The 18,702-nt window shown below is 69.3% G+C and carries 14 protein-coding genes; 4 read left to right on the top strand and 10 right to left on the bottom strand.

All coding sequences use genetic code 11. The features are described from left to right. Positions 1-116: 116 nt before the first annotated feature. A complete protein-coding gene (locus MXD64_RS00415; RefSeq protein ID WP_263136932.1) occupies positions 117-881 on the bottom strand; it encodes a hypothetical protein in 765 nt (254 codons plus the stop codon). Next, positions 881-1,456, bottom strand: a complete 576-nt coding sequence (locus MXD64_RS00410) for an RNA polymerase sigma factor (protein ID WP_056072533.1) — start codon at positions 1,454-1,456, stop codon at positions 881-883. Before MXD64_RS00410 ends, MXD64_RS00415 begins: the two co-directional genes overlap by 1 nt. Before the next feature lie 237 nt (positions 1,457-1,693). Between MXD64_RS00410 and MXD64_RS00405 the strand changes: the two genes are divergently transcribed. Together MXD64_RS00405 and MXD64_RS00400 are read left to right on the top strand one after the other, a co-directional pair. After that, a complete protein-coding gene (locus MXD64_RS00405; RefSeq protein ID WP_263136930.1) occupies positions 1,694-3,004 on the top strand; it encodes an MATE family efflux transporter in 1,311 nt (436 codons plus the stop codon). 83 nt (positions 3,005-3,087) lie between these two features. Next, a complete protein-coding gene (locus MXD64_RS00400) occupies positions 3,088-4,305 on the top strand; it encodes a lipopolysaccharide biosynthesis protein (protein ID WP_263136929.1) in 1,218 nt (405 codons plus the stop codon). Between the two features lie 162 nt (positions 4,306-4,467). Here MXD64_RS00400 and MXD64_RS00395 read toward each other — a convergent pair whose 3' ends face one another. Both MXD64_RS00395 and MXD64_RS00390 read right to left on the bottom strand, forming a co-directional pair. Further along, positions 4,468-5,037 (bottom strand): hypothetical protein, encoded by a 570-nt coding sequence (locus tag MXD64_RS00395; protein ID WP_263136928.1) that lies wholly within the window; start codon positions 5,035-5,037, stop codon positions 4,468-4,470. A gap of 1 nt (position 5,038) precedes the next feature. Continuing rightward, on the bottom strand, positions 5,039-7,933 hold the full coding sequence (locus MXD64_RS00390) for a KAP family P-loop NTPase fold protein (RefSeq protein WP_263136927.1): 2,895 nt from the start codon (positions 7,931-7,933) through the stop codon (positions 5,039-5,041). Positions 7,934-8,357: 424 nt separating this feature from the next. Here MXD64_RS00390 and MXD64_RS00385 point away from each other — a divergent pair, with 424 nt between their 5' ends. Beyond that, positions 8,358-9,293 carry a toll/interleukin-1 receptor domain-containing protein gene (locus tag MXD64_RS00385; RefSeq protein ID WP_263136926.1) on the top strand — a complete coding sequence of 312 codons (936 nt, stop codon included), beginning with the start codon at positions 8,358-8,360 and terminating at the stop codon, positions 9,291-9,293. A gap of 325 nt (positions 9,294-9,618) precedes the next feature. Here MXD64_RS00385 and MXD64_RS00380 read toward each other — a convergent pair whose 3' ends face one another. Then, positions 9,619-10,746, bottom strand: a complete 1,128-nt coding sequence (locus MXD64_RS00380) for a substrate-binding domain-containing protein (protein ID WP_263136925.1) — start codon at positions 10,744-10,746, stop codon at positions 9,619-9,621. Positions 10,747-10,851: 105 nt separating this feature from the next. On the opposite strand from MXD64_RS00380, the gene MXD64_RS00375 reads away from it, so the two are divergent. Next, positions 10,852-12,102: an MFS transporter gene (locus tag MXD64_RS00375; RefSeq protein ID WP_263136924.1), complete on the top strand. Its 1,251-nt coding sequence runs from the start codon at positions 10,852-10,854 to the stop codon at positions 12,100-12,102. Positions 12,103-12,114: 12 nt separating this feature from the next. On the opposite strand, the gene MXD64_RS00370 is transcribed toward MXD64_RS00375, so the two are convergent. From MXD64_RS00370 to MXD64_RS00350, 5 genes are all read right to left on the bottom strand, one after another. Next, positions 12,115-13,638 carry a helix-turn-helix domain-containing protein gene (locus MXD64_RS00370; protein WP_263136923.1) on the bottom strand — a complete coding sequence of 508 codons (1,524 nt, stop codon included), beginning with the start codon at positions 13,636-13,638 and terminating at the stop codon, positions 12,115-12,117. Further along, the gene (locus tag MXD64_RS00365; protein WP_263136922.1) at positions 13,635-14,729 is read right to left on the bottom strand and encodes a DUF917 domain-containing protein; all 1,095 of its coding nucleotides are present in this window, start codon (positions 14,727-14,729) and stop codon (positions 13,635-13,637) included. Before MXD64_RS00365 ends, MXD64_RS00370 begins: the two co-directional genes overlap by 4 nt. A 90-nt stretch (positions 14,730-14,819) precedes the next feature. Further along, the gene (locus tag MXD64_RS00360; RefSeq protein WP_071249921.1) at positions 14,820-15,944 is read right to left on the bottom strand and encodes a DUF917 domain-containing protein; all 1,125 of its coding nucleotides are present in this window, start codon (positions 15,942-15,944) and stop codon (positions 14,820-14,822) included. Further along, positions 15,941-17,071, bottom strand: coding sequence for a DUF917 domain-containing protein (locus tag MXD64_RS00355; protein ID WP_263136921.1), 1,131 nt, complete (start codon positions 17,069-17,071; stop codon positions 15,941-15,943). The genes MXD64_RS00360 and MXD64_RS00355 overlap by 4 nt, the downstream gene beginning before the upstream one ends. Beyond that, positions 17,068-18,624 (bottom strand): hydantoinase/oxoprolinase N-terminal domain-containing protein, encoded by a 1,557-nt coding sequence (locus MXD64_RS00350; RefSeq protein WP_194589882.1) that lies wholly within the window; start codon positions 18,622-18,624, stop codon positions 17,068-17,070. The genes MXD64_RS00355 and MXD64_RS00350 overlap by 4 nt, the downstream gene beginning before the upstream one ends. Positions 18,625-18,702 lie beyond the last annotated feature (78 nt).

The following is an 18,702-nucleotide window of genomic DNA, read 5'->3' as shown; positions in this document are numbered from 1 at the left end:
GGACTGGAGGCCCGTGGCGGACACGGCCACGGGCCTCCCGTCCGTCCCGTTCTGCGTTGCGGACCGGAACGCCCCCCAGTCGGTCGCTCCGGTCCGCAACGCGCTCCTCGCCCGGTTCAGCGGGGCGCGCTGGGCGACGGAGGCGCGGTCTGCACGGACTCCTGCTCGTCGATGTACCGCTGATCGAGCGGGACCTCATCGGCGACCCCCGCCGTCCACTGCCCGACCACGGTCGTGCCGTCGGACTCGTACACGTCGCCGCCGTCCGGCTCGCTCCACAGAACCCAGCCCTTGCGGCCGTTGTCCGCCCTCCCCGGGACCAGATCCGGGTGACCCGACGCGTTCGGGACCCCGTAGGTCTGGCCCTTGTCGTTCACCGCCCAGTCCGATGTGACCGCGGTGGCGTACTGCAGCGTCGCCGTCCACCGCGTCCCCGCCGACGCTTCGATGCTGAACGTCGTCGTCCCCCGCTCCGGGAGCCGGCCGTCGACGACGCGCATCGTCCCTTCGTCCCGACAACTCAGGCCGGATGCGCCCCCTCCGACGGTGGGGACCCGGACCATGCCGACGTCGTTGCGGCACGTGATGTCGACGATCACGGCACCCGCGGTGTCGGGAGCCTGCCCGATGTCGATCAGGGCGGGACCGGTGTGCGTCGCAGTGGTCGTGCGCCCGACTGCTGCCGTCGTCGTGGTCCCCGGGAGCCCGGCGACGACCAGGGCGGCGGCGCTCGTCGTCACCGCGATCGCCGCGACGGAGACGATCGAGACGCCGATGCGTGCACGTCGTTGCTGGCGCTGCAGGGCGCTCCGTCGTGTCCCGATGGCGGCCAGCTCCGAGCGGACCGCTGCTGCGGCGTCGGGGTTCATGTCGATGCTCATCAGTAGGTGCCTTCCGGTGCGTTGCGGACACTGGGACGGAGGTCGTGCAGGTCGCGTTGCAGGCGCTGGCGCATCCGGTGCAAGCGCACGCGTGCCGCCGGCGGTTTGAGACCGACCGCCTGCGCGGCCTGCCAGACCGGCATCTCCTCGACTCCGGTGAGCACCAGCAGCGCGGCGTCCTGCGGCGCGAGTCCCCGGATCGTCGTCCTGAGGCGTTCGCGGGCCTCGAGGTCTTCGGCGTCCGTGGCAGGAGCGTGGGGATCGTCCCGAGGGAGTGCGTCGAGGAGCTTCCGGTACCGCGCCGCTGCGCGTCGGTGGTTCTGGGTCAGGTTGACCGTCGTGACCAGCAACCACGGAGCGACGGAACCGGCCACGAGGGTGACGCTCTTGCGCTTGCGCCAGAGCTCGTAGAACGCCGCCGCCGTGATGTCCTCGGCGTCGTGCGAGTTCTCCGTCAGGCTCAACGCCCGTCGGTAGATGCGCGGTCGGTGCCGGTCGAACAGCGCGGCGAACGCAGCCCCGTCATCACGGACCGCTCGCGTCCACAGGGGGCCGTCGTCCTGTTCGTCCTTCACACTCTGGAGTGTCCGGTCATGGCTCCAGCGTTACAGACGCCAGCGGATCGGCTCGTCGCGCAACGAGGTCGTCCGTGGCGCAAGCCCGACGACGTGGGACCACCGGACTGGAGGCCCGTGGCGGACACGGCCACGGGCCTCCAGTCCGTCCCGGGGTCACGCCCACCGCGCCTGGTGACCACGACGGGTCGGCATCGCCGACAGAATGGGTCGGTGCACCGACCGACGCGACCCGCTGTGACCGCTGAGCGGCGCGCGGTCGACCGCGACATCGTGCGGCTGGCGGTGCCGGCGCTCGGAGCGCTCGTGGTCGAGCCGCTGTTCCTGCTGACCGACACCGCGCTCGTCGGGCACCTCGGGGCGACGCCGCTGGCGGCCGTCGGGCTCGCGAGTGCCGTGCTGTCGACGGTGACCGGGCTGCTGGTGTTCCTGGCGTACTCGACGACCCCGGCCGTGGCACGAGCGCTCGGTGGTGGCGACCGTCGCGGAGCCGTGCACGCGGGCATCGACGGCATGTGGCTCGCGCTCGTGCTGGGGGTGGTGCTGGCGCTGGTCGGGTGGCCGCTCGCCGGGCCGCTCGTCGACCTGTTCGGTGCCTCGGCCGAGGTGTCGGCCGACGCGACCGCGTACCTGACCATCTCGCTGATCGGGCTGCCCGGCATCCTGGTCGTGACCGCCTCGACCGGGCTGCTGCGTGGGCTGCAGGACACGAAGACCCCGCTCGTCGTCGCGACCATCGGGTTCGTCGCGAACGGGCTGCTCAACGCCGTCCTGATCTACGGCGCCGGCTGGGGCGTCGAGGGATCCGCCGCCGGCACCGTCATCGTGCAGTGGGCGATGGCCGTCGTCTACGTGCGCATCGCGGTGCGGGCCGCTCGGTCGTCGGGGGCGCCGCTGCGACCCGGCGCCTCGGGCGTCGCACGAGCACTGCGGTCGGGTGCCTGGCTGTTCCTGCGGACCGCGTCGCTGCGGATCGCGATGCTCGCGACCGTCGGGGCCGCTGCCGGGCTGGGGACCACCGGACTGGCGACGACGCAGGTCGGGCTGACCGTCTTCTCGACGCTGGCGTTCGCGCTCGACGCCCTGGCGATCGCCGGGCAGGCGCTCGTCGGGCACGGACTCGGCGGCCGAGACCCGGAGCGGGTGCGACTGGTGACGCGACGGCTCGTGCTGCTCGGGATCGCCGGCGGTGTGCTGCTCGGGGTGCTGACCCTGGCGGTGAGCGGCGTGCTCGGGCCGGTGTTCTCGGACTCGCGGGCGGTGCGGGACGCCCTGCCCGTCGTGCTGGTGCTCATCGCCGTCGGGATGCCCGTCGCCGGGTACGTCTTCGTGCTCGACGGGGTGCTGATCGGCGCCGGTGATGCGCGGTACCTGGCCATCGCCGGAGGCCTGAACCTCGTCGTCTACCTGCCGCTGCTCTGGTGGGCCGGCGGGACGCTCGCGGGGTTGTGGGCGGCCTTCGCCCTCGGGTACATCGGGGTCCGAGCGGTGACGCTCGGGGTGCGGGCACACCGGCGCGGCTGGGTGGAACAGGCGTTGGCGCGATGAGCGGGTCTTCTCCGGCCGGGCCCGCTTCGTCTGCCTCGTCTGCTGAGCCTGCGGCGCCGTCGTCTTCGGTGGCCTCGTCGGCGGTGCTCGCCACGGTCGGCATCGGGGTGCAGGGCGTCGCGAAGCTGCTCGTGACCGTCGTCGTCGGGCGGGTGTTCGGCACCGAGACCCTCGGGCAGACCACGGCGCTGCTGTCGCTCTCGGTGTTCGTCGCGCTGCTCTGGCCGAACGCCGCCGGCAACACCGCGTCGCGGTTCCTGGCGATCGCGCTGCGGGGTCGGCGGTCGGACGCCGCGGTGAACCGGCTGCTCGGGGTGTCGATGCTGGTGTCGAGCGTGGTGCTCGCCGCGGTCACCGTGCCGGTCGCGCTGGCCTGGGGCAACGGCCCCGGCATGGTGCTCGGTGGTGCCGCGGTCGTCGTCGGGTACGGCCTCTACTGCTACGCCCGCGGCGCGCAGCTCGGCTACGACCGGGCGCCGCGGGTCGCACTCTGGGACTCCGTGACGAGCGTGCTGGCGCTCGGGCTGCTCGTGGTGGCGTGCGTCGCACGGCTCGAGCCCTTCGTGCTGCTGCCCCTGGCCATCGGGTACACGGTGTTCGCGATCGCGTGCTGGCCGCGGGGCAACGGCTTCTCGCCAGCTTCGCACGAACCCGCTGCCGGGGTGCTCGGGTTCGCGGCGTGGAACGTGCTGGCGGTGGTGACCTCGAACGGGTTGCTGCAGTTGACGATGATCTCGGCGCAGGTGACGTCGTCCGCGCACGACGCCGGTGTCTACGCCGCCGCCTTCACCCTGGCGACGCCGGCATCGATGCTCGGGCAGGCGTTGGGGCAGGTGCTCGTGCCAGCGTTCGCGCACCGGACCGATGGTGGATCGCTGCGCTCCCGCGGAGCGCTACTGCTCGTCGTCGGGTTCGCTGCTGCATCCGCCGTCGTCTTCGGCCTGATCGCTCTGCTCGCCGGGTGGTTCCTGCCGATCGTCTACCCCGCCGAGGGCGCCGCTGCTGTCGCCGACCTGCGGTACCTGATGGTCGCGGTGTGGGTGTTCACCGTCGGGCTCGTGCCGGCGGCGTTGCTGCTCGCCGCTGGACGCTCACGACAGGTCGCACTGGCTTCGGTCGCCGGGTTCGTCGTCGGCGCTGGTCTCATGGCGGTGCTCGGACCCGTCGCCGGTGTCGCTGGTGGCACCACGGGATTCCTGGTGGGGAGTGCGGTGAACCTGGTCGCGGTGGTGGGGCTCGGGGCGCGGACGGGCAACATTCGCCGGGTATGCAATTCGATGCGGCCCATTACACGGCGTTGAACACACGGCTTGCAAGATTACTCGTCCATAGAGACACGGAGTAGGACGAAGACCAAGTGCCAGGGTGGATTAAAGAGAAGCGGACGGGCTATCGTTCTACGGGACCGCACTTGAATAGGTATCTCAGAGCGGTCCAATTGCCACATTTACACCAAACCACTTTCACCGTCTTTTCTTGCGGATGCTCTTTTTCTGGGGCGAAAGCACACCGAGCTTGTCGAGCTTTTGACTTTGGGCGGCATTAAAGGCCTTTGCGTGCCTGTCTTGCGCTGCATTGAACTCATCACGCAGAGACATCTTGTAACCTCGAGGGATCATCTGCAAATGACCCACGACTTGGGCCGCAAGCGCGGCATTTGTCTGAATACCAGTCTTCAAAAGATCGAGGGCGATCTCCATCAAACGATCCGCGCCCGGACTTTGGGAAGTGAACGGGACAGTCAGAAGGCGCTCAGTGGCCGCCGCCCGTTCATCCGAACGTGGCGCAAGCACGATTCGTTCACGAAGGCGGGCAACCGCCGAGTCGCCAACAGTGTGGCGTGCGAGCGCTCTCAGATGAGCCGTGGGCCACCCAAGCGACTCCGCTTCAAGCCAAAGCCGATCGGCGTCAGCGTCGCCGAGGTGTCGTACGTAGCCGCTGATTGGGTGCAAACTCACCCGTCCTCGGCCCATGAGCGTGAGCACATCTTCGACCGCGGGCTTCGCCCCCAACCAATCAGCGATCACTTCCACCTCACCATTCTCTACGTACTCTGAAATGTCCGCGAACAAACGAACAGTAGCTTCGCTCGGTGCGCCGTACGGCGTAGAACTCGAGACGCGCGACTAGGGGCTTCTCACTCAATGCTTCAGCCTCAAGCGCTTCGGCAAGGAGTCGGACGGTATCCGACCCGGAAGCGTCCAGCTGTCGTCGAAGAACAACAAGCCCACTAGCAGAGAACGATGAAGCAACCGCCTCGCGCCGAATATCACTGGAGAGCAGTTCGCTAATGGTCTCAGCGCCGAGAACGGACTCGAGCGCACGGACCGTGCCATACACGCTGTCGACCCTGCTCGCGCCTCCTTGAGCCCAGTTCTCCTGATCGAGCAGAGCTTGCGCACCCGCCCGCAGTTCATCCGTGGACTCAATGCTCGGTATCAATCCGCCGATCTTTGCGATGGCGCTCGATATACCTGAGGTGACCTCCCCGCTCTCATCCAGACGCAGCGAATCGAGCATCCTCACGATAAAATCAGCCAGCGCAGCGGGCTCGCCACCGGTTATATTGCTCGCCCAAAACTCAAACTCGGCATCTTCAGCGTAGCTTGACGCAATCAACGCGATCGCGCTGCGAGGCGCCCCTTCCGCCGCGATCTCGATATGCTCACGGGCAACACTGAGTGCGACCGATTGTAGGTCTGCGTCATCTGATCCAAGCGCAAAAGTCATCACCTCCACCATCAGGTCCGGATTCATAACACGGCCCTCGGCCGCCTTGACCAATTCATTGAGCTTGGACTGAGCATCGGCGAATTCTTTGTGGGCGGGGACGGCGCGAGTGCCTGCCATCTCGACGCCGCTTTTCTCAAGCCGTTCGAGCATTACGGTCGCGGACGCCTTCACAAGTTCCGTAACTATCCGCTCGTCCGCCCGAAGAATAAGCTCCGTCAGCAGGTCATCGTTGCCATTTTTGATCAGTTCGAGAATGAAATCCGTCAGAACATTGATGTCCTCCTGTTTCATCGCCCCCGCCAGGTGCGAGGCTTCGAGGAGCGTTCTAGCGTCAGTGCCGTGCCCAGCAATCAGGAGGATCAGACTGTCGCTTTCTGCCGCTGCTAGAATCCGGATCGCGCCGGGGCTCGCCGCATCCCGTAGATCATGCTTCTTTTCAGCGGCGACAAGCGGTGCGACGAAACGTCTTGCTGAGCGACGGAGCGTCTCGCCGGGCACTTCCTCGGACAAGCGGGCCGCCGCTTCGAGAACGTTCCCACGACCGGGTCCAAACGCGTTCTCGGCCATACCAAGAAGCACCTCGATGCCGAGAAGACAGTCCGCCGGCGAGGCACCCTCGAAGGCCCTCAAAGTTGTCGCGACCGACTCATCCTCGCTCATATCCACAGCTCGCGCCACCGCCTCACTCTCGAAGCGTTGCGACCCGCCAGGCTGCTGGAGGTAAAAGAGGTCCGGGCTCGGATCGACGACGCCGGTGACTACTACACGCTCGAGGTATCGGACGAGTTGACGATGTAGCGCGCTCACCGCCGCCGATCTCTCATCCCTTGAGCTACCGTTGTCGTCGTCCTCGATCAGATCGCTCGGTCCCGCTCCTGTCTTGAGAGCGTTCGCTACTTCCTTCGCGTCGTCAGAAGCCGAGTCCTCGTTTCGCAAAGCTTGCAAAAGTGACGGGTGGCTAAGAAGGCTCCGCGCTACGTCGGGGAACTCAATCTCGAGCGTCGAAAGTTGTGCAAGTTCGAGTACACGCGGGAGCCAGCTGATACCCCGCGCTTCGGCAACCCGACAACTCGTTGCGAACGAATTGAGAAGAGCCTTAACGCGGCGCGGACTGCGGACATGTGCCGGTATGAGGACATATACGACTGCCTCCAGCAATTCATCCGATCCGTGCTCGCGAATTTGTCGCCATAGTCCACCTCTTTGCGCAACAAGATCTCTGGCGAAGCCCGTCAGCGCGCGCTCTCGGAGTGGTGGTAACGCGAACTGATACTGGAAGATTTTTTCCAGAAACGCGCCAGAGGTGCTGTAGTACGGCTCGTTGGTGCGGATGGGTGTGACCTGACGAAGGCCATCATCAAGGGCTGCTTCAAGCACTAGACGGTCTGCGGCAACAACGAAAGCTGCATCGGGTTCGTCAAGGAACGTCTTGAGGCTGACCAGCGTCGAGACGACTTCGCTCGGTGCGCACCGATCGAGTTCATCTACGAAGAAGACCAAGCGTTGCGCGCCGTACTTCCTCTTTGCGCTGGCAATCAATTCGCGAAACGTCTCGGCGAATTGTTCGTCCGAGCTTGGCGCACTCGACTCGACCGTAAGATTAGCGCCGTCCACGATCTTGAGCGACGTCATAAGTGTAAGCAGAACAGTCCCGAGTGTGAGCATCGAAGTGGGCAGGTGCTTCCAGAAATCGTCTAGGAAGTGGCCCTTTGCAATAGCGGCCAGTGAAACGATGGCCGCCCATCCTGTCGCGACGGTTGCAGCGAACAGCAGAATGAGGAGGAGTGAGCGCCAGTGCTGCTTCAAGAATGCGACCCAGTCAAGTCTGACCTCGCGGCGCGTCTCGTATAGACCCTGCATAAACTTCTTGTGGTGGTCGAGTCCCAGAGATCGTGCGGTTGAACTTATGAAGTTACGTTTGAGCGAATCTTCGCCGTACTTCCAAGCGTCGTAACGCACCAGCTTCACGCTGTTGTCCGCATCCATGCGCTCCTTCATGAGGCGATAGATACTAGACTTCCCGGAACCCCAGGGGCCGTAGAGCGCAATGTTCAACGGCGTGCGACCCGCTTTCAGCACCTCGACGACTCGTCCAGCGATCGCATCGTGCTCAAACTCGTCTCCGTCAACGTTGGCAACAACACTGTCGTCGATGAGGTCGTCGGTCCGGAGAAGGGGTGCTGGCTGCGAAGACATGAGGGTTCTAACATGACCATGCCTCGGTTGACCCGATAGCCCTCAAACGGGGGGCGGGCGAGGTCCGCAGCTTGTGCCGTGCCGCTGATCGGGCTGATTGCAGGCTCGCCGCCCTGTCGCCAGGGCACGTCCAAGCACGTGTCCAGAGATTCGGCATGGCCACCGATGGTCTCGCTTCCTGCCTGAATCCCGCGGTACCTGTCACGATCCGCATGTCGCTGCTTCGCAAGCAGCTCATCCGTTCTGCCGCGAACGCGCCTCTCTGGCATCGCGCCAAGGGACGAGAACGTCCCCAGTTGCGTCGCTGTCGACCCTTCTGGCACCAAGTCAGTGCAGATGCGTTCGGTGGCCTTCTCCAACGTCTGACCCGAGATTTAGGTCCCCGAGGACATCAACATGCGCCAATCGTCGATACGGTCAGCACATGAAGGTGTTCATTAGCTGGTCCGGCGACGCTGAGCGCCGTGTCGCCGAGGCGCTTCGCGACGCGCTACACACGGTCGGAACCGGCAACGTCGAAGCGTTTGTGTCGAGCATCGACATCCCGCGGGGAGGGCGCGGCATTGCCGCGATCGAACAAGAGTTGTCGGCGACGGACTACGGGATCGTGGTGCTGTCTCGCGCAAACCTGCACAAGCCCTGGATCAACTACGAGGCAGGTGCGCTGTCCACCAAGTTACTGAACCGCCGCGTGGCAACAGTCCTACTCGATCTTTCAACGGCAGACGTAGACACGCCCTTGGCGGACTTCCAAGCGACGCACTTTCGCCAGCGAGAATCGGTCCGACAATTGTTCACACAGATCGTCAACGCTGCCGCAGAATCGTTCCCGGAGAAGGCAGTTGCACTCTTGTTTTCAGCGGAGTGGCCGGCGGTGGAGGCCTCCTGGCAGCCGGACGAGGACGCCGACGGTAACGTCGAGCCGCGTAATGATACGTCAATGCTCGAAGAACTCGTCAGCCGGGTTCGGTCCCTCGCTGCAGGGCAGGATCGGCTGGCTAACAGCATGAGCCACGGCACGCCGAGAGAACGCGCCGCGCTCGACGCGCGGCTGACGACTGGTGCGCCCTACTCGAGCTTCCGCGACTACCTCAATAAGCTTGTGCGCAGCGAGACCGCTGGGATGGTTTGGGTTCAGAACGTGACGGAGTACGCGGGCGGTGCGCTTTCCGTTGAGCTCGCCGGTGAACCCGAGACGACGCGAGCTGAGTTCGAGCAAGCGATGGTCTTGGCCACGGATGCTGTGCCCGCTGCGCGTGACGTACGTATCAAAATGCCGCTCGAACCGGTCGATTCGGTGGCAGGCCTCCGACCAAACGACACAGTGGAGACGATTACCGAGCCAATCGATAGCGACTAAGGCGAGAAGTCGCCCCCCGGAACAACACTCCGGAGCCCCGGATCGATCTTGGAGCATGCTCAGACGAGATCGTGGTCGCCGGAGTCGAGGGCGCGCGGAGGTTGCTTCATTGGTCCAGAGAAGCCGCCTCGCCGCGCCCATCTGAACGCGCTAGCTACCAAAGACCTCCCGCTTGCCCCCATCAAGTAAACGATGTTTGCGGTCGGTCATACCCGGAATGCGCTGTACCAGCTCGACCGCTCGGAGCCCAAGCGCACTACCGGCAGATTCGGGCGATGACCCCGTGCGCCAGGTTCTCGGTCTGGGGAATCCGGACGACGTGGGATCAGCGCGAAGTGGGCGGCGGCCCCGTCGTGTCCCCCACCCGCAACTCCGATGTGAACGATGCCGGTTGAGGCTCCGCACCCTCGAGCATCGCCAGGGCGGCACGGGCGGCGGCCTGGCCCTTCTGCACGAAGGGCTGCACCAGGGTGGTCAGGTGCCGGATCGGTGTGCGGTGGAGCAGGCTGTCGTCCACAGTGATGCCGTCGAAGCCGACGACGCTGACGTCCTCGGGGACACGGAGTCCGGCGTCGAGCGCGGCCGAGATCACCCCGACGGCGATCAGGTCACTCTGGGCGATGACGGCGGTGGGGCGGGGGCCTTCGGCTGCTAAGAGCTCGGTGCCGGCGAGACGCCCCTCTTCCACCGAGCTGCCGGCGGTTTCGATCGCGATGGCGTCCGGGTAGACCTGGCGCACACCACGCAGGCGTTCGAGCGTGGTGAAGGCGATGCCCTCGGCCTGCCGGGCTGCGTCGATCGGGCCACGGCGGCGTGCGGCGTCGAGCGGCAGCGTCACGACGGTCACGTCCTGGTGCCCGAGCCCCTGCAGGTACTCGGCAGCACGGCGAGAGGCATCGCGGTTGTCGAGCTGGACGGGGACAGCACCCTCGATCTCGGCCGCCTCGATCGCGACGACCGGGATCTGTCGACGCCGCAGCACGGCGACGGCAGGGTCGATCCGGACGTTGCACCCGACGAGCACGACGGCGTCCATCGGGGCATCGACCAGCGGGCCGGCGCCCTGCTCGTCGTCGAGCGGACTCCGGACGAGCAGCAGGGACACCCCTGCGGCACCGGCGACCTCGGCGATGCCGTCGAGCGTCAGGACGTTGACCGGGTCACGGAAGGCATCGCTCAGGCGCTCGTCCATCACGACACCGATGACGCCGGAGCGACCGCGGCGCAGGGAACGAGCACGGGGATCGGGACCGCCGTAACCCAGGTCGGCGGCAGCGGCGAGCACGCGGGCCTTGGCGTCCTCGGACACCGGGCCGAGACCACTGAAGGCGAGCGAGGCCGTCGACGGCGCGACCCCGGCGGCACGGGCGACCGCGGCCAGCGTCGGGCGCGACGAACGGGTGACGCCGCCGCGGGAAGGCGACGCGCCGGGTCCTGTTGCCGGTTCGTCCATCGCCCGTTAGCGTAGCCGGAACAAGCAGTCGAATCGATTCGACAACCGCAACACCAGCACCAGAACGCGCAGCACCGAGCGCGTCGCAGCACGATGGGAACCACCATGACGACGCCGTCCACCCGCACCGTCCCGACCACCAAGGCCTGGATCATCGCGGTGTTCGTGGTGTTCACCCTGTCCGGGCTCGACATCGCGACGTGGCTGGGGCGGATCCCGAGCGTCCGCGACTCCCTGGGGGCGAGCACGTTCGAGATGGGCCTGCTCGTGCTCGGCATGGCGGTCGGCTCCATCGGCGGTCTGACGTTCGCCGGACACATCGTCGCGAAGCTCGGTGCCAGGCGGGGCGTGCAGGTGGCTGCGGCCTGCCTGGCGCTCGGGATGATCTTCGCCGGGGTCGCGGTCACGCTCGGGTGGGGCTTCGCCGCCATCTGGATCGCGCTCATCGCGTTCGGCTTCGGCAACGGCCTGTGCGACGTGTCGATGAACGTCTCGGGAGCCGCCGCCGAGAAGGCCGGCGGGCGAACGATCATGCCGCTGTTCCACGCCGCGTTCAGCCTCGGCACGCTCGCCGGTGCGGGCCTCGGTGCGCTGGCAGAGCGGTTCGAGATCCCGGTGTCGTGGCACTTCATCGTGCTCGTCGTCGTCACGAGCGCCGCCATGCTCGTCGCCGTCGCGAAGTTCCAGGACGAGCACCTGGTCGAGCAGCCGGTGTCGACCGACACCAGCCCGGTCGCGACCCCCTTCACCCGCTGGCAGGTCTGGGCACAGCCCTCCACGCTGCTCATCGGCGTGATCGTGCTCGGCATGGCGCTGGCCGAGGGGTCCGCGAACGACTGGCTGCCCCTCGCGATGATCGACGGCCACGGGCTCGACAACGCCGGCGGGGCTGCCGTGCTGACGGTGTTCCTGGCCGCGATGACCGCTGGCCGCGTCGCCGGCAGCCCGCTGATCGACAAGTTCGGCCGGGTGCCGGTCCTGCGCATCAGCGCCGCCGTCGCGGTGGTCGGCCTCGGCATGCTCATCTTCATCGACGACGTGCCGCTCGCGATCGTCGGCGTCGTGCTCTGGGGCCTCGGTGCCAGCCTCGGCTTCCCGATGGGCATGTCCGCCGCGGCCGACGATCCCCGCACCGCGGCCGCCAAGGTCAGCGCCGTCGCGACGATCGGCTACGTGGCGTTCCTGGCCGGGCCGCCCCTGATCGGGTTCCTCGGCGAGCAGATCGGCCTGCTCGGTGCGCTGCTGATCGTCTTCGTGTTCATCATCGCGGCCGGCCTGGCCTCCGGCGCAGCACGCGAGACCGGCGCAGCAGCCCGACCCACCCGCGAGACCGAGCAGGCCGGCAACCGCAGCTGACGCAGCAAGCCCTCAGACGCCGTCCCCCGCCCGCGCCCGCGTCGCCAGGTGCAGGGCGAGGCGGGTCTCCGGGTCGGACAGGTCCACCGCGAGCAGCCGCTCCACCCGCGCGATGCGGTCGGACACGGTGTTCCGGTGCACCCCGAGCACCGCTGCGGTCTCGGCGATCGACGACTCCGCGTCCAGGTAGGCGGCGAGCGTCGTCAGGAGCGCCCCGCCACCGCGTTCGAGCGGCGCGAGCAACTGCCGAGAGGCCGGCAGGAACGTGTCCGTCTGCGTCCACGCGAGCAGCAGCTGCGCGAGCCCGAGCCGGTCGACGTGCACGAAGTGTCCCGACTCCGGACGGCTGGCGGCCAGACGGGCGGCGTCGCCCGCCTCGCCGAGCGTCCGCACCAGCCCGGCAGGGCCCGCCTGCAGACTGCCGACACCCACGTTGGTCTCCACGGTGGTGCGGAGCGTGTTCTGCGCGCGCCGCAGCCGACCCGCGATGTCGGCCACCGCCTCCCGGCCGGGTTCGTCGGGTTCCGACAGCCACAGCACCCAGCCGTCCGCCTGTTCGACGACGACCGCGTCGACTCCCTCGGCGCGCACCGCGGCGTCGACCTGCTGGCGGAGCGCGACCAGGTCGACGCCCTGCCGCGCGACCACGCGCGCACCGACGTGCCAGGCGTCCAGCCGCCACCCGGCGGCGATGGTCCGCTGCACGAGCTGCGGGGCGGGCGCCCCGTCGGCAGCACGGAGTTCGTCGAGCATCGCCATCCGGTAGCGGGCGTCGCGCTCGTCGTCGAGCCGGGTGAGCAGCAGCCGGTGCCCGACGGCGACGGCGGCGACCTGCAGGGCGCTCGCGACCACCTGCTGTTCGGCGGCGATCGGGACGGACAGACCGACGGCCAGCCAGGCGCGCGGTCCGATGCCGGTACCGACCGGGATCGCGACGAGCGTCTCGTCGACGCCCTCGGCGATCAGCACGTCGCTCGTGCCGGCGCGGCGGACGAGCACGGCGCGGGCTGTGTCGTCGACGGCGGCTCCGCGGAGTGCCAGGCCCGACGCGTCGAGGAACCGCACCGGGTGGCCGAGCGACCGGTCGAGCCGGGCGAACAGGTCGTCGAGTTCGGGGCCGGCGTCGAGTGCGACGCGGGAGGCGTCGAGGGCCGCCCGGGCCGCCGGGCCCATCCCGGTGCCGATCAGTTCGTGCAGGCGGACCGAGGTCGCCCACGGGTCCGGGGTGGCGAGGACGGCGACGCCGAGCCGGTCGGCGAGCGTCGTGGTGCCGGGGCCGAGTTCCAGCGATCCGTCGACGACGAGCAGAGCGGTGCCGGCCGCGGACGCCCGACGCAGCAGCACGTCGAAGCGTGCGTCCGCACGGTCGACGGGGGTGAGCAGCACGACGACGTCGTCGCCCTGGGCGAGCGACCGGCCGACCTGGTCGGGGGTCCCCACCACCCCACGGACGCTCCGGACCGCCGTGCTGCCGGGGCCGACGAGCAGGCGGGTGCCTGCTGGCAGGAGCGGCAGCAGGTCGCCGACGGTGTTCACGCGAGCACCTGGCGCACGGCCTCGGGCACGACGTCGGCGTCGATGCCGAACGCCCGCGGTCCCATGTGCGCGGTGCGGTCGGGGTCCGCCCACCACCACGGCGCCGACGGCAGCACGAGCACCGCGAGTTCGTTGCCGACCCGCGTGCGGTCGGTCGCCACCGGCGCGAGCGAGCGCGCGTCGACGACGGTGATGACGCTCGGCGTGCTGGCGACGGGCAGGCCGTCGACCAGGCAGTGCACGTACTCGCTGCCCGCCTCGACCCGGGCGACCGCACCGGTGCCGGCGTCGCGGATGGCCAGGCTGCTGCGGACGAACGCGAGCGCGTCCCCCTCGCGCTGCACGTCGATGACCCGGCCCTGCGCGACGACCCGGCCGCCGATGAGCGCGGCGAGTTCCGCCGCGTCGCGTGCACCACCAGCTGCGCGTCCGATCCGGAGGGCGCGCTGCACGCTGCCGACGACGGCCCGCTCGCGCAGCAGCGCCACCGGGACCGGGCCGATCGCGAAGGCCGCCCAGCCGCCGCTGTGCGAGACGGCCTCGCGCCACACCGTCTCGACGTCGTGGGGGTGCCGGGCGTCGACGACGATCCGCAGCCCGCTCGTGGTGGCCGCCGCTGCCGTGACCGTCGTGGTCGGTCCGACGAAGACCGACAGCTGGTCGATGCGCGGGACCGCGCGGCCGACCAGGTCCGCGTCGACGAGCGGCAGTCCGGCGGCGTGGGCGGTGAGGGCCGCGGCCGGTCCGGTCACGCCGCCGATCTGCGCGGCGACGACGGCGTCGGCACGGACGCCCGTCCAGCGTTCGACCGCCGCGAGCGCGGCCGGCAGCTCCTCGCCGCTCGGCATCTTCTCCTCGAGCACGTTGGTCGACCCGATGATCCCCACGGCCACCACCGAGCCGAGCGCGGGGTCGTCGAGGTCGACGACCGGCACGCTGCGGTCGCCGAGCGCGAATCGGAGCGCGCTGACCATGTGGTCGACACGGCCGCCACCGCCGCACCCGAGCAGGGCGGTGCCGCGTCCGAAGACGGTCGCGTCGTCGGCCTGGAGGCCCGTCACACCGCCGCCACGCCGCTCACCCTGGTCCATGGGTCCATTCTGCTGCCGTGGTCGCGTCCCGGGTCGGCGCCCGGGGTCGGCTGCGGGGGCCGGGTACCGGGGTCGGCGTGCGGCCGTCGGTCAGCCGACCGCCGGGGCGGCCGGGCGGACGTGCTCGTGCAGGTCCTCGACCGGGACGAACGGCTCGTCGAGCCCGAAGCACGACGGCCCGAACACGGCGAGCGCCTCCGGGGTCCGCATCAGGTCGGGGGTCGAGATGCCGATCACCCGGACGCGCTGCCCGAACCGCAGGCGCTCGGTGGTGATCGGCTCGGCGGTCTCGGCGTCGAGGACGCAGATCAGGTCGGGCACGACGGCGACGAGCTGCCCGTCCCGCCGGGCGACCAGGTTCTCGTTCTGGAACCGGAGTTCGAGCTCGGAGCCGTCGGTCCCCTGCACGGTGGCGCGCCCGCGAGCGAACCCGTCGACCGTGCGGCGCTCGACGTCGACGACCTTGCCGTCGAACAGCTCGCGCAGGTGCGTGTAGATCGTCGTGCCGAGGGCCTCGGCGAGCGCGTCGATGGGGTCGCGGTGGGCTTCACGGGCGACCCGGATGGCCCGACCGACGGCGAGTGCCAGGGAGAGCGTGCGCGGGACGGCGGTCTCCTTCACCTGGCGGCCGGACATGGCGTACTCGGCGATGTAGGCGACGCCGCCGAGCCGGATGGTGACCCCGCGGGCGAGCCACTCCATCTTCTTGTTGTCCGTGCCGGTCTCGATGATGACGCCGTGACCGTTCTCGTCGCTGATCGCCAGTGGACTGCCTGGGACCCCGTAGACCGAGAACGTCTCCATCTGCAGCTCGGGGAACGCGCGGCCCATGCCGTCCGCGTCGACCACGGGCAGGCCACCGGTGGCGCCGACGAGCAGCGGGATCATCGAGTTGATGCCACCGCACTCGATGGGCATCGTCGCGGTCGCCGTCCGGCCCAGGTGGGCTTCGAGCCGACGGAGGGCACCGAGGGGTTCCGGTCCGGCGGGGATGCGTTCGAGCACCACCGTCGGTGCGCCCATCTGCGCGGTGGGGATGACGAGGGCGTCGTCGGGGACCTCGGACGGGTCGAGGATCGTGACGGGGCCGTGCTGTTCGATCGCGGCACGGACCAGGAGCATCCCGATGGTGGGGTCGCCTCCGCCGCCGGTGCCGAGCAGCGCGGCGCCGCGGGCCAGGTCGGGCAGGTCGTCGACGTCGAGGATCCAGCTCATCGCGCTTCCTCCTTGCTCTCGCCGGGGCTCGTGGTGCCGTCGTGGCGGACCGCGGGGGTGTCGTAGCCGAAGTACCGCGGGCCGGCCAGGCGCAGACCGTCCGGGGAGTGCCAGCGCTCGTCGGCCGGTGCGGTGACGATCCGGATGCGGGCGCCGAACCGCAGGGCCTCGGTGGTGATCGGTTCGCCGGTCTCGGCGTCCAGGGTGATGATGAGGTCGGGAGCCGTGGTGCGGACCTGGCCGGCCACCTCGACCAGCAGGTGCTCGTTCTGGAACCGGAGCACCGCCTCCAGGCCGGTGTCGCTGCCGGAACCGGCGATGCGGGCCGTGCCACGGGCGAACCCGGTGACGGTCTTGCGCTCGATGTCGGCGACCTTGCCCTGGAACACGACCGTGCCGCCGAGCACCTCGGTGACCGCCGTGACGGGGTCGGCGTTCTCGCTGCGGGCGCGGACCAGCGTCTCGCCCAGCCGGACGCTCAGCGACAGGCTGCCGCGGACGAACGACTCCTTCACCTGCGCGCCGGACATGGCGTACTGCGCCGTGATCGCGGAGCAGCCCATCTCGACCGTCGCCGTGCGGGCGAGCCGTTCCGCCCACCGGTTGTCGACCGTGTCGAAGACGACCGTGTTGCCCTTCTCGTCCGCCAGGGCCATCGGTGTCGCGCTGACCCCGGACAGGGTCGGCAACACCATCTGCACCTCGGGGAACGCACGGCCCATGCCGTCGCCGTCGACCAGGGGCAGGCCGAGCTCGGCAGCGGCGACGATCGGCGTCGTCGAGTTCACGCCGCCGACCTCGATGCAGGCCAGGTGGGTCGGAGTCACGTTGAGGAACGCCGACAGGCTGCGGATGGCCTCGGCGAACTGGCCGGCGGACGGCAGCTTCTCGACCATCACGGTGGGCGCACCGATCATCGCGACGGAGAGCACCACGGCGTCGTCGGGCAGGTCCTCGACCTGGACGATCTCGACCGGGCCGTGGGTGCGGACGGCGGCCTCGGCGAGCAGGCGGCCGATGTAGGGGTCACCGCCGCCGCCGGTGCCGAGGATCGCGGCGCCGCGGGCGAGGGCGGAGCAGTCGGCGCCGATGGCGGTGAGGTGGGGTGCTGTGGTCGTGGCGCTCATCGGACCAGCGCCCCGAGCGCCAGGTCGCCCACGGCCTTGGCGCGGATCCGCGTCGCGTTGCCCGGCAGGTACGGGATCGGGACCTCGTCGAAGTCGACGATGTCCACCGAGCCGGGGTCGGCGCCGGCCGCGATGGCGCGGTCGACGGCCTCTTGCCGCGCCTCGTCGACCACGGCGGACCGTCGGCCGTCGCTGATCGCGTAGACCTTGTCGACCTCGCCGCTGACCTGCGCGATCGCCGCACCGATGGCGTTGGCGACCGAGTAGTGCTCCGGGCGGTGCACGGTCCCGAGTCCGGGCAGGGTGTCCGGCAGCAGTACCGAACCGCCACCGACCGCCACGACGGGCAGCGGGTCGGACGAGGTGCGCATCCGCTCCACGATGTCGGCGACGCGCTCCGCGATGACGTCGAGCGCGCGGGCGGCGACCTCGGCCGGCACCCCGGCGACGAGCGACGGGTCCCCGATCGCGCCACGACCACCGCGGACGGCCACGTCGGTCGCGGTCAGGGTGGTGCCGCCGAAGACCAGGCCCTCCTCGGTCAGGCGGTACCCGACGGAGTCCGGCCCGACGACGCTGCCGTCCTCGCGGATGCGGGAGCCGCCGCCGATGCCGACGGACAGGACGTCCGGCATCCGGAAGTTCGTGCGGATGCCGGCGACGGCGACCTCGCCGGTGGCCTCGCGCGGGAAGCCCGCGGTCAGGACGCCGACGTCGCTCGTCGTGCCGCCGACGTCGACGACCGCGCAGGTGTCGAAGCCGGACAGCACCGCGGCGCCGCGCATCGAGTTGGTCGGGCCCGAGGCGAACGTCGCGACCGGGTAGCGACGGGCGTACTCGACGTCCATCAGCGTGCCGTCGTTCTGGCTCAGGAAGAGCGGTGCGTCGATGCCGCTGCCCGTGACGGACCCGGACAGCCCGTCGACGATCCGGTCGGCGAGCTCGCGGAGCGCCGCGTTGATGATCGTCGCGTTCTCGCGCTCGAGCAGCCCGATGCGACCGATCTCGGACGACAGCGAGAACGCCACGTCGGGCCCGAGCTCGGTGGCCATGATCTCCTGCGCGCGCTGCTCGAACTCGTCGTTGATCGGCGAGAACACCGACGAGATCGCGACGGACCGGATGCCCGCGGCCGCGATGGCACCGGCGTGCCGCTTGAGTTCCTCGGGGTCGAGCTCCGAGATGACCCGGCCGTCGAACTCGTGGCCGCCGTGGGCCAGGAACGGCTGCGCGTGCACGGCCGACACCAGGTGCGCGGGCCAGTCCGTGAACGGCGGCAGCGAGGCCGTCGCCGGCAGGCCCAGGCGGACCGCGGCGGTCGGGGCGAGGCCACGTGCCTCGACCAGGGCGTTGATGAAGTGGGTGGTGCCGATCATCACGCCGTCGATGTCCGTGGGGCCGAAGGCGTGCTGTTCGCGCAGGCCGTCGAGCGCGGCGACGATGCCCGAGGTGACGTCGGGGGTGGTGGACCGCTTGACCGCCGCACGGACGGTGCTGCCGTCCATCAGGACGGCGTCCGTGTTGGTGCCGCCGACGTCGATGCCGATGCGCATGGGGGTTCCCTTCGGTGGTGCGGGTGCGGTGGTGCGGGTGCGGGGTCTTCGCGAGGGGTGTTGCTGGTTGGTGGGGAC

It is taken from the genome of Curtobacterium sp. Arg-1 (genome assembly GCF_025643395.1).
Classification (GTDB): Bacteria; Actinomycetota; Actinomycetes; order Actinomycetales; family Microbacteriaceae; genus Curtobacterium; species Curtobacterium poinsettiae.
The sequence above is the reverse complement of the archived record's forward strand: the minus strand, read 5'-3'. Positions and strand labels throughout refer to the sequence as shown.

Bases quoted from the DNA above. Each gene is read 5' to 3' on its own strand.
- MXD64_RS00380 (WP_263136925.1), bottom strand. From the start codon at position 10,746: ATGGACGAACCGGCAACAGGACCCGGCGCGTCGCCTTCCCGCGGCGGC.
- MXD64_RS00390 (WP_263136927.1), bottom strand. From the start codon at position 7,933: ATGTCTTCGCAGCCAGCACCCCTTCTCCGGACCGACGACCTCATCGAC.
- MXD64_RS00360 (WP_071249921.1), bottom strand. From the start codon at position 15,944: ATGAGCTGGATCCTCGACGTCGACGACCTGCCCGACCTGGCCCGCGGC.
- MXD64_RS00415 (WP_263136932.1), bottom strand. From the start codon at position 881: ATGAGCATCGACATGAACCCCGACGCCGCAGCAGCGGTCCGCTCGGAG.
- MXD64_RS00375 (WP_263136924.1), top strand. From the start codon at position 10,852: ATGACGACGCCGTCCACCCGCACCGTCCCGACCACCAAGGCCTGGATC.
- MXD64_RS00385 (WP_263136926.1), top strand. From the start codon at position 8,358: ATGAAGGTGTTCATTAGCTGGTCCGGCGACGCTGAGCGCCGTGTCGCC.
- MXD64_RS00350 (WP_194589882.1), bottom strand. From the start codon at position 18,624: ATGCGCATCGGCATCGACGTCGGCGGCACCAACACGGACGCCGTCCTG.
- MXD64_RS00365 (WP_263136922.1), bottom strand. From the start codon at position 14,729: ATGGACCAGGGTGAGCGGCGTGGCGGCGGTGTGACGGGCCTCCAGGCC.
- MXD64_RS00355 (WP_263136921.1), bottom strand. From the start codon at position 17,071: ATGAGCGCCACGACCACAGCACCCCACCTCACCGCCATCGGCGCCGAC.